Genomic DNA, 16417 nt, shown 5'->3' on the forward strand with positions numbered 1-16417 from the left:
CAAAAAAGAATCTCTTTTTTATTACACTTAAAATCATAAAACAAACGCTTACTCTTCAATCCAAGCTTGCGTTTTAAAAACCCTTCCGTCATCAAATATTTTTAACTTAAAAGCGCTGTTGCATCTACCCTCATTGAAATCCATTATAGCTATCTGAAATATTTTTTTACACTTTTTTGAAATATCAAAATGACCTCTTAGACCTGTAAGGAACTGTTTAAGCGGTACTTTTTTATCCATACCTATTACATTATCTCTACATCCTGTAAGTCCCATATCAGTTAAGTATGCAGTTGAATCTGCTATCTGAAAATCATCAGTTCCTACATGGGTATGTGTTCCGATTATTGCACTCACACTTCCTTGAAGCAGCATCATCATCGCTCTTTTTTCACTTGTTGCTTCTGCGTGAAAATCTATAAAAATATTTTTAACTCCATCTAAATGAAGCTTTTCAACGCTCTCTTTTGCCTTTTTAAAAGCATTATCTGTATATGGCATTGCATAATGACCCATCAGATTTAAAACTGCAAGTTTTTCCCCAGCTACATCATAAACCTTGCAGCCTGTTCCTTTTACCTCATCTGGATAGTTATGCGGTCTTAAAATTTCATGGGTATCAAAAAGTGCTTCAATCTCTTTTTTATCCCATGTGTGGTTTCCGCCGCTCATACAATCAACACCATAACTAACAATCTCATTTGCATTTTTTGTAGTTAGCCCAAAACCATGAGAAGCATTTTCATAATTTGCTATAACAAAATCTATTTTATACTCCTCTTTCGTTTTTAACAAATAACTCTTTAACATTTCTCTGCCGGGGCTCCCCACTATATCGCCTATAAATGCCACTCTCATCATACTGCCTTTAATGTATTGTTTCTAAGATAAAGAAGCGTTGCTCTAATAATGTCATCATCATCTTTGGAGTCTGATTTTATGCTCTTTTTTTTCTCATCCATATATGTAAATGTAATATTTTGTCCATAATTTGTTACACTTTTTATCTTTTTTTCTAGACTTAAAAGTTTAATAACCATTAGTTCAAAAAACTGTTTTGTAGGAGTATCAATCTCCCCAAATCTGTCTATCACTTCCTCTTGTATCTCATATATCTCTACACTCTGCTCACACGCCGAGAGGCGTCTATAGATATCCAAACGAAGTCTATCCTCTTTTACAACCTCATCAGAAATATAAGCTGAGATGGTGAGTTTTATATCAACCTTTATCTTTTGGCTCTGTGCCTGATTGCTCAGTAATTTTATAGCATCTTCTAACATTCTAAGATACAAAGAGTAGCCTATATTTTTAATATGCCCGCTCTGAGCGTCGCCTACCAGGTTTCCGCCGCCTCGAATCTCTAAATCATGGTATGCTAAAATTGAGCCGCTTCCCAAAAATGAGTTTGACTCAAGAGCTAAAAGTCTTTTTTTTGCATCATCTGTTAAATTTTCTCTATTTTCTACAATAAAATATGCAAATCCTTCTATCTTTCCTCTTCCTACGCGACCTCGCAGCTGATGTAGATCTGCCATTCCAAATCTGTCTGCACCGTCAACTATTATGGTATTTACACGAGGCATATGAATACCTGACTCTATAATAGAGGTAGCAAGCATCAAATCATACTCGCCTGCTTCAAACTTTAAGAGCTCTTTCTCTGTTTCTGTTGCTGAAATTTTTGAATGAAGCATTACGACTCTCAACTCCGGCAGAAGTGCTTTTAATTCGCCAAACTTTATCGGCATATGATCAATTGAATTATGAACATAAAATATCTGCCCGCCGCGTCTAATCTCTCTTAAAATAATCTCTTTAATAAATTTTTCTTCATACTCTTTGACAAATGTTCTCACCGGCTCTCTCTCGCTTGGCGGAGTAAGCAGCTGTGACATCGTTTTTATAGAACTTAGAGCCTGATTGAGAGAGCGCGGAATCGGGGTTGCGCTCATGCTAAGAAGATGCACATTGTGATAAAGCTCTTTTATCTTCTCTTTTTGCTTTACGCCAAACTTATGCTCTTCATCTATAATAACAACGCCCAAATTTTTAAAATCCAGATCAAAAAGAGTATGTGTCCCGACAACGACATCCAGATCTCCGCTTGCCAAAGCTTTAATAATATTTTTTTTATCTTTTGCGCTTACAAAGCGATCGAGTTTTGAGCATTTAATGCCAAAAGCATCAAATCTTTCATGCAGTGAACGGTAGTGCTGCGCCGAAAGAAGTGTTGTAGGAACAATAAAAGCTGACTGAAAACCTGATTTATATGCTGCAAATATGGTATTCATTGCAACTTCAGTTTTGCCAAAACCGACATCTCCGCTAAGAAGCCTGTCCATAATATGCCCGGAACTCATCTGCGCAATTATCTCATTTATAGATTGTATCTGATCATCCGTATACTCAAAACCTGAGAGTTTTTGAAACTCTTTTAGTTCATTGGTATCGATGCTAATCTTAGGAGCTTGAATCAACTCTCTTGCAGCTGCAGTATTGACTATTTGACCTGCAATTTCCATAAGCCTTTTTTTAACACTCTCTTTTAGTTTGCCAAAACTCCCTTTACCAAGTCTGTCCAAAACAGGAATCGAACCGCTTGATGCAATATAGCGGTCTATCGCATCTAAATTTTCCACGGGGAGCAAAATTTTATCATCACCTACATATTTGATAACAATAAAATCTTTAACACCGCCTAAAATCTCAGTCTGCTCTATGGTTTCAAATATACCGACGCCATAATCTTCATGAACAACATAATCACCCGTTTTTAAATCATCAAGCAAAATTGAGCTTTTTCTTCTTCGTTTAGCCCTTTGAGGTTTATTAAGAGAAATAACAAGCTCGTCTTTACTGAGAATATTTAAAATATATGGAGCATAAACTATCTCAATCTTATTTAAATCAAACAATCCGGCCTGCTTTACAACAGCCTCATTTGAAGCAATAATAGTTGTTTTTTTATCTTTATGCACTCTTAAAAGAGAGTGAACATCTGTTACGACCAGCTCTTTAAAATCATCGGAAGTCGGTAAAATTTCAAGATCAAAAGACTCTCTTGAGAGCATAGGTTTATTAAGCACATAAGCATCAGTCAAAAGAGCATCTAAATTTCTGACTAATTTTGCGTTTTTACCCTCTAAAAAATTTATGGCGCTGTCACCAAGATACCATAAACCCAAAGATGCTATATCTTTGACTAAAGAGTTAAATTCACTTTGTTTGATTTTTTCATTTAAACTGTCAAACTTTTCCTCGCTCAAAGAGTAAAAAGCCGGTGTTATTTCAATACTCTCAATCTCGTCTTTTTGGGTTCTTTGAGATTCTAATTCAAAATACTTTATCTGCTCTATCTCATCATCAAAAAGTGAAATTCTTAAAGGCATTTTACTTGAAGGCGGATATATGTCAATAATATCTCCGCGAAAAGATATCTCCCCCTCAACTTGCACCATATCTACAAAATTGTATCCCCAAAACAGCATCTTTTTCTGAAATTTTTTCAGCTCTATCTTTGCACCAAACTCCAAAGAAACAGAGTCAAACAAACTCTCATTTGGCAGATAGAACAAAAGTGTCTTAAGAGGCGATATAATCAAAGGCTTTTTTTTCAGAGCATAATATCTTCTCAAACAAGAAAAAAGTTGATGAAGCTCCTCTTTGTATACTCTTAAATCATCTCCAAAAGCAGCTCTAAAATCGGGAAAAACCAGAACATCCTGCTTAAAAAACTTTGCTACATTTTCAAGTTCATGGGCTTCTTTGGAGTCTTGACAGATCAAGAGTTCTAAATCTTGTTTTTTATCAGTTTTATAGTATTGGAAAAGTGTATTTTGTGACATTAATTTAATTTATACCAATCTTTATTAAAATTATTATATTTTGCAACCATTCAATCATGTTACTGCTGTAAATCCATTTGTAATGATGGCAGTGATTGTGTCGGGTTTGAAACTTTTATATAAACGGTAGCTTCTATTAAAGAGTGCCATGGTATTTTATTTTCTTTTTCAAATATATCTTTATAATTTTTAAGACTCCACTTTACAAATTCCAAAGGATTAACCGCTCTTTGAATAAATCTGATTTCATAATGAAGATGTGGACCGCTGCTTTTACCTGAGTTGCCGGTATATGCAATCAAATCACCTTTTTTTACAAATTTTCCTGATTTTATCACAATTTTGTTTAAATGCCCAAAATAAGTTCTAAAGCCATAATTATGCTGAAGAATCACGAGATTGCCGAAGCCGCTCTTCTTATGATAACCCGCCCATTCAACAATTCCATCAGCTGTTGCGTAAACAGGGGTATTAATCGCTGCTCGCAAATCGATGCCTCGATGAAACTCTTTTGATCTTAATATAGGATGTACTCTATAACCAAATTTGCTTGTAATTCCTTTATACTCTACAGGAGAACCACTTGGCACAAACTGCATAAGCGTTGTCATATGTTCAGAATTTAACTTTGTTAAATTCACTCTCTCGGCAAGCGTCATCTCTGCTGCGGGAGTCAAACCAATTAATGTCTCTATCTCAGAAAGTGATTCTGAAACCTCCGCAAGTTCTCTTTTTTTATCGATAAGAGATAATTGCGTTTCTTTTATGCTCTCATCTAATACTCTGTTTTTTTCTTTAAGCGCCAGATACGCTTTTTGCATATTTTGTCGTTTTAATTCTATTTTTTCTACTGTATAATTTAAGTATAAAATTGTCCCCACGGCAATAAAAGCAGAAGTTCCTATAAATAGAAGAGCATAATAGATAACTTTTTTTATAAATTTATGAAGATTAAACTCTTTTACACCTCTATCATCCTCTATTGTAATAGTAAAATGGTTATTCATAATAATTCTTTAAAAATGTTTCAACAACACTAAAAGAACCAAAAACCAAATATTTATATCCGGGTTTTATCTCTTGAAAAATAGTATGTTTTATCTCTAAATTATTTAAAGTGCTTTGAATATCCTCTATTTTGGCAGCTCTTTGATCATGTATAACAATTATCTCCACTTGCAAAATAATTGGCTTAAGTATTGATAAGATTTCTTTGTAATTTTTATCTTTGTAACTATTATAAATCACAATATATTTGTTTCCTATTAGGGCGTTCACCAAGCTTTTTGCCGCTAAGACATTATGCCCCACATCAACTATTATATTTTCATTTATTTTTGTCACTCTTCCAAAAAGAGGCGGATTTTGGAAATTTGCTGCTGCATATTCAAGCTTTAAAAAGTTCAATGCAGCTATACTTAATGATAAATTTTCTATTAAATACGGCACTAGAGAGAGTTTTTTTGAAATTTCTTCTATTTTTTGCTTATCTGCACTACTTAAAAGCTCTTCAACTCTGTAAATATTGAGTTTTTTTTCACTACTTAATTTATCAGCAACCTTATAAACATCTTTGTAGTTTTGCATAGCCAATATAGCATTGTTTTGAATTGCATTTAATTTTGTAGCAGCTATTTGCTCTATATCTGAGCCTAAAAAAGTTTCATGGTCATATGCGATAGGAGTTACAAGTGTTAATGTTTTAGCAAATACCGCAGTTGCATCAAACTCTCCGCCAAGGCCAGCTTCCATTATAATATAATCACACTTTTTAAAAATTATCACTGCTAAAAGTGTAGTGTATTCAAAGTAACTAAGTGAAGATGCATCATCTTTGCTCAAAATTTTTTGAAGCTCTGCATATGCCTCTTCCAACTCTGCATTACTTACATTTTTACCATTTTTCCATATTCTTTCATTAAACTCTAAAATATGCGGAGATGTATAATGACCTGTACTAAAACCCATTGAGTACAAAGCATTAGCCAAAAAACGGCCGGTTGTGCCTTTTCCATTTGTTCCAATTATATGAATTATCTTAGGATGATTTAAAAATGATTTAATTTTTTCATATACTCGCGGCATACGAGTATAATCAATCTTCTCATAATAGAGCGGTTTAGTATTTAAATACTCTTGTAGTGTCATTTATAGATTATTCTTTCTTTCGAATTTTTTTGCTTTATTTTGATTAACTTTAGTTACTGCTGTTTTTCAGCTCTTGCTCCTTCAGCAGAAACTTGAGCTGCAAATGATTTAATAGCTCTTTGTGCAGCAAATCCAATAGCCTCAAATCTATCTTGATCAGTAACTATAGCATTTGGTGCTACTGAAAAATCATAAAACCCTCTTGTGGTATAATTTTTTGAAGAGCCGTTTGTGTATTTTTCAATATTTAACACAACACTCATTCGATAGCCTGTTATATAACCATTTACATCATAGGTAATTGGCGCGTAACTAGGTTCATTCATTTTTATTACCAAATGCGTATCTGATACTGATCTGCTTACTAGCGACGCCTGGAAAACTTCTACAACTGCTCTATCAATCTCATCTTTTATTACAACTGTATTTTCAGGATCTTGCACAGAGATTATAACGCTTGTGCTTATCTTCTCTCCTAATACATCCCGAGAAAATTTAGCACTGGGTTTATACCCGCAACCGCTTAATATGATGAAAACTAAAAATAGTAATAAAAAGATTTTAATATTATAAAACAGTTTCAATTTAACCCTTGATAACTAAATTTACTAATTTTTTAGGAACTACGATCTCTTTGATTATAGTTTTTCCTTCCAGCCATTTTTGTGCCTTCTCTTTAGCAGCTTCAAGAATACTATTCTGATCTGCATCAACAGCAACTTCTATCTCGCATCTTCTTTTTCCATTGATTGAAACAGCAAGTGTTACAGCCTCTTCAACAAAAACATCTTCTATAACTTTTTGCGGTGTCAAGTTTTTAAGATTAAAGTATTTATTGCTTATTTCAGAACATACATGCGGAATTACTGGCTCCATAATAGAAGTTAAAATCCAATAACCCTCACACCAGACATCTCTATTTGTTTGAAGATTCAGAGCATTCATTGCTTCCATAACACCGGCTATCATAGTATTAAAAGTGTATTTTTCTGTATAAACATCAATAGAACGAACCAATGCTTCATACACCTTTTTTCTGGCAAACTTTTCCTCTTTTAAGAGAGATGCATGTTCAATAACAGGAACAGCATCTGTTTCATAAATATTTGAACTTCTGTCATAAAATCTTTTTATAAACTTATACGCACCCTCAACAGCACTGTCATTCCACTCCAACTCTTGTGTTGGAGGAGCTGCAAAAAGAATAAAGAGTCTTGCTGTATCTGCTCCATACTTCTCTATTATAGCATCGGGGTCAACCGTATTGCCTTTGGACTTGCTCATTTTGGCACCGTCTTTTAACACCATGCCTTGAGTGAGAAGTTTATCAAAAGGTTCGTCAAAATCCAAATAACCTAAATCACGAAAAACTTTTGTAAAAAATCTTGCATACAAAAGATGCAAAATTGCATGTTCAATACCGCCGATATATTGATCAACACCTTGATACCCTTGCTGATGCATCCAGTACTGAATCTGCTCTTTTGAAAAAGCCTCTTTTTCCCAATTTTTAGATGATGCACAAAATCTTAAAAAATACCATGAAGACTCTACAAATGTATCCATTGTATCTGTTTCACGAATTGCATCCTCTCCGCACTTAGGACATTTGCAATGCTTCCATGTCGGATGTTTCTCAAGCGGATTTCCCTCACCCGTAATCTCGATATCTTCAGGAAGCGCTACTGGAAGATTCTCTTTTTTCTCCATAACTATGCCGCATTTATCACAATGAATAAAAGGGATAGGTGCTCCCCAATATCTTTGACGGGAAACTCCCCAGTCTTTAAGTTTATAGTTGGTTGTTTTTTTACCTATTTTTTCTGTTTCAAAATACTCTATTATCTTTGACTGTGCATCTTTGGAGTTTAGTCCATCAAATTGAGCAGAGTTAAACAATTCACCCACTTCTGTAAATGCTTGATCATCACTTAATTCGCCCTCAAAAGATTTGATTACTGGGCGAATTGGCAGATTGTACTTTTTGGCAAATTCAAAATCTCTCTCATCATGAGCAGGAACTGCCATTACTCCGCCGCTTCCATAATCCATTAAAACAAAATTTGCTACCCATACAGGAATCTTCTCTTTTGTTAGAGGGTGAACTACATCTATATCTAAAGCTACACCGCTTTTTGTTTTTTGTCTATCAATAGATGACGCATTTTTCATCTCTTTGATTTTTACAACTGTCTCATCATCTAAAAGTGAGTTCTCAATCATATAAGTTACAATATCATGCTCAGGAGCCAGAGCTGCATAGCTTACTCCATAGATTGTATCAGGGCGTGTTGTAAACACATCAAAACCATCAAATTTATTATCCAATTTGCTTAAAGATGCTTCCTCAAAACAGAGTTTAAATTCCAAACCGTTTGATCTGCCTATCCAGTTCTCCTGCATAGTTAAAACTTGTTTTGGCCAGCCCCCTTCAAGTTTGCTTAAATCGCAAAGAAGCTCATCTGCATACTGGGTGATTTTAAAATAGTATTGATTCATATCTTTCTTAACTACCTGCGTATCGCATCTCCAGCAGCAGCCGTCAATTACCTGCTCGTTAGCCAAAACAGTCTGACAACTAGGGCACCAGTTTAAAAATCCTTTTTTACGATAAAGAAGTCCTTTTTCATACATATCGATGATAAAACCCTGTTCAAACTTTGTATAGAGCTCATCACTTGTTGCAAATTCTCTCTCTTTTGAAAAAGAGAATCCAAGAGATTTAAATTCCTCTTTCATATAATCAATATTGTCATAAGTCCATTTTTTTGGATGCGAGCCATTTTTTATAGCTGCATTTTCAGCAGGCATGCCAAAACTGTCAAAGCCGATTGGATGAAGAACATTAAAACCTTGTTGGCGGTAATATCTTGCAAAAGCATCACTTAAAGTATAATTTCTAACATGTCCCATATGCAATCTTCCGCTTGGGAAGGGAAACATACTTAAGATATATTTTTTCTTTTTTGTAAAATTTTCATTAGGCTCAAAACTTCTGTTTTTTGCCCAATACTCCTGCCACTTTTTTTCTAACTCTTTTGAACTGTATTCCAACTATAATCTCCTAATACTCATCACGATTTTTCGAACTCTCTATATAAACAAGTCCCATAGAGAATAAATTTGCTATCAATGCACCGATAGTCAAAGCGATAGCCCACTCTAAATTTCCAACAACTTCCAAATATATAAATGCCGGTATAAGATGTAAATCAGCTACGAGAGATGAAGCCAATAGCTCAGCAGAAAGAAGATTTCTAACACCTATTTTTAAAAATGTTGAAACTAAATTTAAACTTCCCGCGACAAATAGCGCCACAGCACTGTGCTCATACAAAAATCCCGCAATTGATGTTAAACTCATTAACGAGAAAAATACATATATTACCTTACCCCAATCCATAGCAACACCTTAGTTTTAAATTAATTAGAAGGATTATACAAAAAGTATCTTAAGTAGTGACTGAAGTGTTTATTGAGTTGTTTTTGAAATAATTTTTATGAAAATATTATCCAGGCAAAAGCCTAGAAAAAATAAATATAAAGAAGAAGATAGAGACTTTTTAATTTTTTACATAACTCCAGATTCAAATTGAGATCTCATTCTCTCTTTCTCCGCTTCTCTTTTTGCTTTCTCAGCGAGTTTAATATGATATTTTTTCACATCAAAACCAAATAGAAGCAAAATAGGTGAAGCTACAAAAATTGATGAATAAGTTCCAATAACAATACCTACCAAAAGAGTAAATGCAAAAGCATGAATAATTTCACCGCCAAACATAAAAAGCGTAAACACAACAAAAAGTGTTGTAAGTGAAGTCAGAGTTGTTCTAGCTAATGTTTTTGTAATAGAATCATCTATAATTTCTGAGAGTTCACTCTCTCTGGTTTTTACTACACTCTCACGAATTCTGTCAAAAACAATTATTGTATCATTAAGCGAGTAACCAAGAATCGTAAGAAGTGCAGCTAAAACATCTAAGTTTACCTCCAAGCCGACCAAAACTATAGCACCAAGAGCGATAGAGACATCATGAACAAGAGCGATAATAGAAGCAACGGCAAATCTCCACTCAAATCTAAATGCAACATAGATTAAAATTCCCACAATAGCCAAGATAAGAGACATGATCCCTTTTTCTTTTAACTCGCTTCCGACTTTTGGACCAACTATATCAACACGACGAACCTCAAATTCTCCCGTATCTTTAAGTGACTCACGAGTAACATCGCCTATATCGACGGTAACATTTCCGGTAGTTGTTTTCATACGGATAACGACCTCTTCGGCAGAACCAAATTCTGTAATCGTGGCATCCTCAAAAATTTTGTTACCCTTTAGCTTCTCTCTCATATCATCAATTGGCGCATCTGTTGTGTACTTCACCTGAACTATTGTTCCTCCGGCAAAATCTACACCGTAATTAAGACCTTTTGTTGCCAAAAGAGCGAATGAACTTAAAACTAAAACTATTGATAAAATCATTGCAAGTTTTGACTTGCCCATAAAATTAAAGGTTCTTGTATATTTAAAAAATTCCATAATTAACCCTTAATTCCAAACCATAAAAGATTGTTTTTGCTTTTTTGAATTCTTTTTTCTAACATTTGATAAATCCCATGTGTTCCAAGAATCGCAGTAATCATTGAAGCTAAAATACCGATACTTATCGTGATTGCAAAACCTTTAATTGCTCCTGTTCCGTACGCATACAAAACAACAGCAGCAATAAGTGTGGTAATATTTGCATCCAAAATAGCTCTCATTGCATTCGAATAACCCTCTTCTATTGCTCTATGAGTCGATACACCCTCATGTATAAGCTCGCGTATACGCTCTGATATGATAACATTGGCATCAACTGCCATACCGACTGTTAAAACAATACCCGCCATACCCGGAAGTGTCAATGTTGCGCCAAAGAGACTCATAACCGCTAAAATAATAAAGAGATTTGCAATCAAAGCAATATTTGCAATAATTCCTGCAACTCTGTAGTAAGCAATCATAAATACAATTACCAATATAAATCCGCCAATAAGCGCAATCATACTTGCTTTAATGCTGTCAGCGCCAAGACTTGGCCCGACTGAACGCTTTTCCATAAGATAAATTGGCGCCAATAAAGAACCTGAACGAAGAGCAATAGCTAAATCTTTTGCTTCCATAACAGAGTAGCTGCCTGAAATTTGTCCACTTCCGCCGCCAATTCTCTCATTTATCACCGGAGCAGAATAAACCTTGCCATCTAAAACAACAGCTAAGCGTTTTCCAACATTCTTACCGGTAAAATCGCCAAATATCTCAGCACCTTCAGCATTAAGTGAAAAATTAATAAGAGGACGATTGTTTTGATCAAAACCTACATGAGCATCTGTAAGCATTCCTCCGTCTAATATGGGAATTTCATGCACCAAATGTTTTATTTCCGGATTTGCGGCATCTTCTAAAATAACATCTCCATAAGCTGCGGCATCACTTTCGCTCATAGTATGAACTCTGGCAGCTCTATCTTCATCAACAGCCATAAGCTCAAGTTTTGCAGCACGAGATATAAGTTCACGGGCACGCTGCTCTTCATCAGCACTCTTAATTCCTGCTAATTGCACAAGAATTTTTTCTTCGCCTTGACGAGCAACCACCGGTTCTGTCAAACCAAATTGATCAAGTCTGTTTCTTATTGTTTCAATCGCCTGAGAAATTGCCTGTTTCTCTGTCTCTGCTATCTCTTCATTAGTAAGACTCAGAGAAATTTTTTCATCAACAACAACTACAACGGCACCCTCTATTTCATGTAAAAATGTTTGAACAGTTTTTGCATCATCTTTATCTAAAAGAGTAAATGTTATCTCATTTTCATCAAAATGAAGAGAATCGATTAGGATATCTTTTCTCTCACTAAAGTGTTTAATACTTGCAGCAATTGATTTAATACGGGATTTTACAGCTTCTTCAGTTTTTACACCAAGAAGCATATGAAGTCCGCCTTGAAGATCAAGCCCTAAAGTAATTTTTTTTCCGTCTTGCATCTGAAACAGAGACGGAGCTGAAAAAAAAAGACCAAATATTATAGATAAAGCAAAAATAACTACGCGATAATTAAGCTTCATCCTCATACTTTCTAGCAACTGCTTCTTTAGTTATTTTTACAATAGTTTCATCATTGATTTTAACACTGAAAAATTGCTCTTCAACTTTGTAAACCACTGCTATTACTCCGCCAGCAGTAACTATTTTGTCACCTTTTTTAAGAGATGCTATCATCTCTTGTCTATTTTTTGCCTCTTTTTGCTGTGGGCGGATAATTACAAAATACATAATTGCAATTAAAATTATAAATGGCAGTAACTGACTTAATATTTCCATGAGTTAGGGTTTCCTTTGAATAAATTGAGACGATTATACAAAAAGTATATTAATAAAAGACTGAATACTGCTATAATTTGCACTAAAAATAGAGTAAAAATATGATCGAAAAATTTCAAAAAATTAAAAATAATTACAATCCTGCACTCTTTGATTTACTATGCGGAGTTATAGCTTCGACTTTTTTTAGTGCATTTATCTATTTTGAACATTTTGACATAACCATAAAAATAGTAAATACAATTTTTGGGCTTATGGCTCTGTCTATGCTTTTATATATGCCAAAGAGAGCTCTTTTAGTAGCAGGTTTTTTTATAGGTTTATTTTGGTTTTACTGGATTGGATATAGCTTCAAATACAATGGCGTTGGTTATATGGAGCCTTTGATTACCATACTTTTTGCTATTGTCTATATGCTTTTTTTCGGAATTTTGGCATTAACAAACAGTGTGGCGCTTCGAGCTGTTTTACTCTTTTGTTTAAGCTTTATTGAACCTTTTGATTTTAACTGGCTTCAAATTGAACTACTGTTTGTAGAGAGCTATTTGGGAATATTTAAATACCATCTTTTTCTTATACTTCTTGCTCTCTCTTTACCAAATTACATAAAAAAAAGATATAAATTTACTCCTCTGCTGCTTTTAGCACTCACTATAAACTTTAATCCTCCAGTAAACAAAGAAGCTCCCTTAAAGATAAAACTTGTTGCTACAGATATTAAACAGGACCAAAAATGGGAGAAAAGGAATCTATCTGCAACTATTGAGTTGATTTTTAGAGAGATAGAAGATGCAAAAAACAGCGGATATGACATCGTTGTTTTACCTGAATCAGTTTTTCCTTTTTACATGAACAAAGCGCCCCTTATTATAGAAAAGTTAAAAACATTATCATATGATATAGCCATCGTTGCAGGTTCTCTGCTTAGTGAAGAGAATATGCACTATAATGTAACCTACATATTTAACAACGGCCATTATGAAGTGGCAAAAAAATTGGTTTTGGTTCCCTTTGGCGAATACATTCCCCTGCCGAAATTTGCACAAAAATTTATAAACGACTTCTTTTTTGCGGGAGCATCTGATTTTAAAACTGCTGACAAGGCAACTGATTTTATTATTAAAAATGTAAAATTTAGAAATGCCATCTGTTATGAAGCTACATGTCAAGAAATTTATGAAGGTAATGTGAATTTTGTTATAGCTATAAGCAACAATGCCTGGTTCGCTCCCTCAATTGAGCCAACTCTGCAAAAACTTCTTATGAAATATTATGCGCGTAAAAATAAAACTACTATCTATCATTCAGCCAATTACAGAGGTACAAGTGTTATAAAATAATAAAAAGTGTCTCTATTTGTAATTTTTATGTAACAACTTCTTAGATATAATAAGAGAAAATAATTATTTGGAGTTTTTGCTAATGTTAAATCTAAAAAACCCAGTTTTGTATAACAACCGTGAACTATCATGGCTTCAATTTAATACAAGAGTTTTAAAACAAGCACAAGATGAATCTCTTCCTCTTTTGGAGCGCCTTAAATTTTTAGCTATTTATGGAACAAATTTAGATGAATTTTATATGATAAGAGTAGCTGGACTTAAAAAGCTTTTTGCTGCCGGTATTATAGTTTCGGGTGCTGATAAATTAACTCCTTTGCAACAACTTCGTGAAATAAGAAAATATCTTCACCAAGAGCAGCAGGTACTAGAGCACTGTATGAACGGTATCTTAAAAAAGCTTGAATCCCAAAATGTCAGCATCAAATCTTATAACGATGCAAGCCAGCATCAAAAAAAACAACTTAACAGATTTTTTAATGAAAATATCTATCCGGTTATTATTCCTATCGCTGTTGATGCAACACATCCATTTCCGCATTTAAATAATCTTAGTTTTGGACTTATAGTAAAATTAAAAGATAGTGACAACACATCCATAGAAAGATTTGGAATTATTCGTGTTCCTAGGGTTTTAAACAGATTTGTAGAACTTGAAAATAATGTTTATATCCCTATAGAGAGCGTTATAGCACAACATATAGAGAGTCTTTTCCCGGGATATACACTTATAAAATATGCCTCTTTTAGAGTTACCAGAAATGCTGATATTGAGATTGAAGAAGAGGAAGCTGATGATTTTCTGGAAATACTTGAAGAGGGATTGAAGCTTCGTAAAAAAGGGGCTATGGTTAGACTTGAAATCGGAAGTGATGTTGATGAAGAGGTTATTAATTTCTTTAACCGTCATACAAATGTATATAAAGATGATATCTATAAATATCATACTTTTTTAAACCTATCGGGTCTTTGGCAGATAGTTTCAAATAAACAGCTTGCCCATCTTTTAACAGAGCCTTTTAAACCAAAAACAATTCCGCCTTTAGAGGGGAGTGAAAACATTTTTACTACTTTGGAAAAACAGGATATTTTGCTTTATCATCCTTATGAAAGCTTTGATCCTGTTGTAAAACTGATTCAAAGTGCTGCAAAAGATCCAGATGTTGTTTCTATAAAAATGACACTCTATCGTTCGGGAACTGATTCACCAATCGTTAAAGCTCTTATGAGTGCAAGCGAATCGGGCAAGCAGGTAACAGTTATGGTTGAACTTAAAGCAAGATTTGATGAAGAGAACAATCTTATCTGGGCAAAAGCACTTGAAAAAGCTGGTGCACATGTTATCTACGGAATCAAAGGTTTTAAAGTTCATGCAAAAGCAACACTAATTACAAGAAGAAAAAACGGTAAACTTAAGCAATATGCTCATTTAGGAACTGGAAACTATAACCCTTCTACTGCAAAAATCTATACAGATATGAGTTACCTAACCTCAAAAGATGTAATTACAAACGATATGACACGATTTTTTCACTTTTTGACAGGTTTTAGCAAAAAAGGCAAGCTAAATGAGCTCTATATGTCTCCATCACAAATTAAACCTAAATTGCTTTCACTTATTCAAAATGAGACAAGAAGGGGTCCTGAAGGCCGTATTATTGCAAAGATAAACTCACTTGTTGATGAAGATGTAATCAAAGCTCTATATAAAGCAAGTGGAGCCGGCGTAAAGATTGATCTTATCGTTCGAGGTATATGTTGTTTAAAACCAGGGATAAAAGATGTAAGCGAAAACATCAGAGTTGTCTCCATTTTAGGCAAATATCTTGAACATGCAAGAGCATTTTATTTCAAAAATGACGAATCTCAAGTTTATATCTCAAGCGCTGACTGGATGCCAAGAAATCTAATGAGGCGTATAGAACTTTTAACTGCGATTAAAGATAAAACATCTAAAGATAAGATTATACAAATACTTAATCTTCAATGTGCGGACAACTCTTTAGCACATGAACTTCAAAGCGATGGTTCATATATAAAGATAAAAGATGAGAGTGCAAAAACTATAAACAATCATAAACTTTTAGAAGATTATGTAAATAAAATTGTTAAAGCCACAACAAAAGAAACTGCAAGTTCAATTGAAGAATTAGCATCTCGCATATTTATGGAAAATGAGTAACTTATGTTATATGAATTTAAAAACATAAAACCAAAACTTGGCGCCAATACCTGGGTTGCACAATCAGCTGATGTTATAGGTGATGTTACATGCGGAGAAGATTGCTCTATATGGTTTGGAACGGTTATAAGAGGTGATGTTCACTATATAAAAATAGGTGATAGAGTAAGCATACAAGATCTTAGCATGGTTCATGTAACTCACTATAAAAAAGAGGATAGGAGTGATGGAAATCCTACTATTATCGGCAATGATGTAACTATTGGGCACCGTGTGATGCTTCATGGATGCACAATAGAAGATGCCTGCCTTATAGGGATGAGTGCTACTATACTTGACGGTGCTGTCATTGGGAAAGAATCTATTGTTGGCGCCGGCGCTCTTGTAACAAAAAACAAAGTTTTTCCTCCCCGTTCGCTAATCATGGGAAGCCCTGCAAAGGTTATTAGAGAGCTAAACGATGAAGAGGTCAAAGAGCTCTACGCTTCTGCATCACGCTATGTAGAGTTTAAGTCTCACTATCAAAAATAAA

At 34.3% G+C, this 16417-nt stretch carries 13 protein-coding genes; 3 read left to right on the forward strand and 10 right to left on the reverse strand.

Annotated features, from left to right (window positions below; genetic code table 11):
* Positions 1-48 precede the first annotated feature (48 nt).
* The 10 genes from FJR47_RS07230 to yajC all read right to left on the reverse strand — a co-directional run bounded on the left by FJR47_RS07230 (position 49) and on the right by yajC (position 12363).
* Complete coding sequence (locus FJR47_RS07230) at positions 49-858, reverse strand: TIGR00282 family metallophosphoesterase (RefSeq protein WP_152299777.1); 810 nt, start codon at positions 856-858, stop codon at positions 49-51.
* On the reverse strand, positions 858-3848 hold the full coding sequence (gene mfd, locus FJR47_RS07235) for a transcription-repair coupling factor (protein WP_152299778.1): 2991 nt from the start codon (positions 3846-3848) through the stop codon (positions 858-860). The genes FJR47_RS07230 and mfd overlap by 1 nt, the downstream gene beginning before the upstream one ends.
* Positions 3849-3907: 59 nt before the next feature.
* On the reverse strand, positions 3908-4855 hold the full coding sequence (locus FJR47_RS07240) for a M23 family metallopeptidase (protein WP_152299779.1): 948 nt from the start codon (positions 4853-4855) through the stop codon (positions 3908-3910).
* A complete protein-coding gene (locus FJR47_RS07245) occupies positions 4848-5996 on the reverse strand; it encodes a bifunctional folylpolyglutamate synthase/dihydrofolate synthase (protein WP_152299780.1) in 1149 nt (382 codons plus the stop codon). Before FJR47_RS07245 ends, FJR47_RS07240 begins: the two co-directional genes overlap by 8 nt.
* A 53-nt stretch (positions 5997-6049) precedes the next feature.
* Entirely contained in the window at positions 6050-6580 is a 531-nt protein-coding gene (locus tag FJR47_RS07250) for an LPS assembly lipoprotein LptE (protein ID WP_241690989.1), read from the reverse strand.
* Between the two features lies 1 nt (position 6581).
* Positions 6582-9050, reverse strand: a complete 2469-nt coding sequence (leuS, locus tag FJR47_RS07255) for a leucine--tRNA ligase (protein ID WP_152299781.1) — start codon at positions 9048-9050, stop codon at positions 6582-6584.
* Between the two features lie 10 nt (positions 9051-9060).
* A complete protein-coding gene (locus FJR47_RS07260) occupies positions 9061-9399 on the reverse strand; it encodes a DUF6394 family protein (protein ID WP_152299782.1) in 339 nt (112 codons plus the stop codon).
* Between the two features lie 168 nt (positions 9400-9567).
* The gene (gene secF, locus FJR47_RS07265; RefSeq protein ID WP_152299783.1) at positions 9568-10539 is read right to left on the reverse strand and encodes a protein translocase subunit SecF; all 972 of its coding nucleotides are present in this window, start codon (positions 10537-10539) and stop codon (positions 9568-9570) included.
* A 2-nt stretch (positions 10540-10541) separates the two neighbouring features.
* Complete coding sequence (secD, locus tag FJR47_RS07270) at positions 10542-12107, reverse strand: protein translocase subunit SecD (RefSeq protein ID WP_152299784.1); 1566 nt, start codon at positions 12105-12107, stop codon at positions 10542-10544.
* Positions 12097-12363 (reverse strand): preprotein translocase subunit YajC, encoded by a 267-nt coding sequence (gene yajC / locus FJR47_RS07275; RefSeq protein ID WP_152299785.1) that lies wholly within the window; start codon positions 12361-12363, stop codon positions 12097-12099. The genes secD and yajC overlap by 11 nt, the downstream gene beginning before the upstream one ends.
* A 101-nt stretch (positions 12364-12464) precedes the next feature.
* Between yajC and FJR47_RS07280 the strand changes: the two genes are divergently transcribed.
* The 3 genes from FJR47_RS07280 to FJR47_RS07290 all read left to right on the forward strand — a co-directional run bounded on the left by FJR47_RS07280 (position 12465) and on the right by FJR47_RS07290 (position 16416).
* Positions 12465-13703, forward strand: a complete 1239-nt coding sequence (locus tag FJR47_RS07280; RefSeq protein ID WP_152299786.1) for an apolipoprotein N-acyltransferase — start codon at positions 12465-12467, stop codon at positions 13701-13703.
* A gap of 82 nt (positions 13704-13785) precedes the next feature.
* The gene (locus FJR47_RS07285) at positions 13786-15885 is read left to right on the forward strand and encodes an RNA degradosome polyphosphate kinase (RefSeq protein ID WP_152299787.1); all 2100 of its coding nucleotides are present in this window, start codon (positions 13786-13788) and stop codon (positions 15883-15885) included.
* Positions 15886-15888: 3 nt separating this feature from the next.
* The gene (locus FJR47_RS07290) at positions 15889-16416 is read left to right on the forward strand and encodes a gamma carbonic anhydrase family protein (protein ID WP_152299788.1); all 528 of its coding nucleotides are present in this window, start codon (positions 15889-15891) and stop codon (positions 16414-16416) included.
* Position 16417: the final 1 nt, after the last annotated feature.

Origin of the sequence: Sulfurimonas xiamenensis, from assembly GCF_009258045.1 — a bacterium.
GTDB lineage: Bacteria > Campylobacterota > Campylobacteria > Campylobacterales > Sulfurimonadaceae > Sulfurimonas > Sulfurimonas xiamenensis.

Coding starts and splice junctions, on each gene's coding strand:
- FJR47_RS07230 (WP_152299777.1), bottom strand. CDS start 858: ATGAGAGTGGCATTTATAGGCGATATAGTGGGGAGCCCCGGCAGAGAA.
- mfd (WP_152299778.1), bottom strand. CDS start 3,848: ATGTCACAAAATACACTTTTCCAATACTATAAAACTGATAAAAAACAA.
- FJR47_RS07240 (WP_152299779.1), bottom strand. CDS start 4,855: ATGAATAACCATTTTACTATTACAATAGAGGATGATAGAGGTGTAAAA.
- FJR47_RS07245 (WP_152299780.1), bottom strand. CDS start 5,996: ATGACACTACAAGAGTATTTAAATACTAAACCGCTCTATTATGAGAAG.
- FJR47_RS07260 (WP_152299782.1), bottom strand. CDS start 9,399: ATGGATTGGGGTAAGGTAATATATGTATTTTTCTCGTTAATGAGTTTA.
- secF (WP_152299783.1), bottom strand. CDS start 10,539: ATGGAATTTTTTAAATATACAAGAACCTTTAATTTTATGGGCAAGTCA.
- secD (WP_152299784.1), bottom strand. CDS start 12,107: ATGAAGCTTAATTATCGCGTAGTTATTTTTGCTTTATCTATAATATTT.
- yajC (WP_152299785.1), bottom strand. CDS start 12,363: ATGGAAATATTAAGTCAGTTACTGCCATTTATAATTTTAATTGCAATT.
- FJR47_RS07280 (WP_152299786.1), top strand. CDS start 12,465: ATGATCGAAAAATTTCAAAAAATTAAAAATAATTACAATCCTGCACTC.
- FJR47_RS07285 (WP_152299787.1), top strand. CDS start 13,786: ATGTTAAATCTAAAAAACCCAGTTTTGTATAACAACCGTGAACTATCA.
- FJR47_RS07290 (WP_152299788.1), top strand. CDS start 15,889: ATGTTATATGAATTTAAAAACATAAAACCAAAACTTGGCGCCAATACC.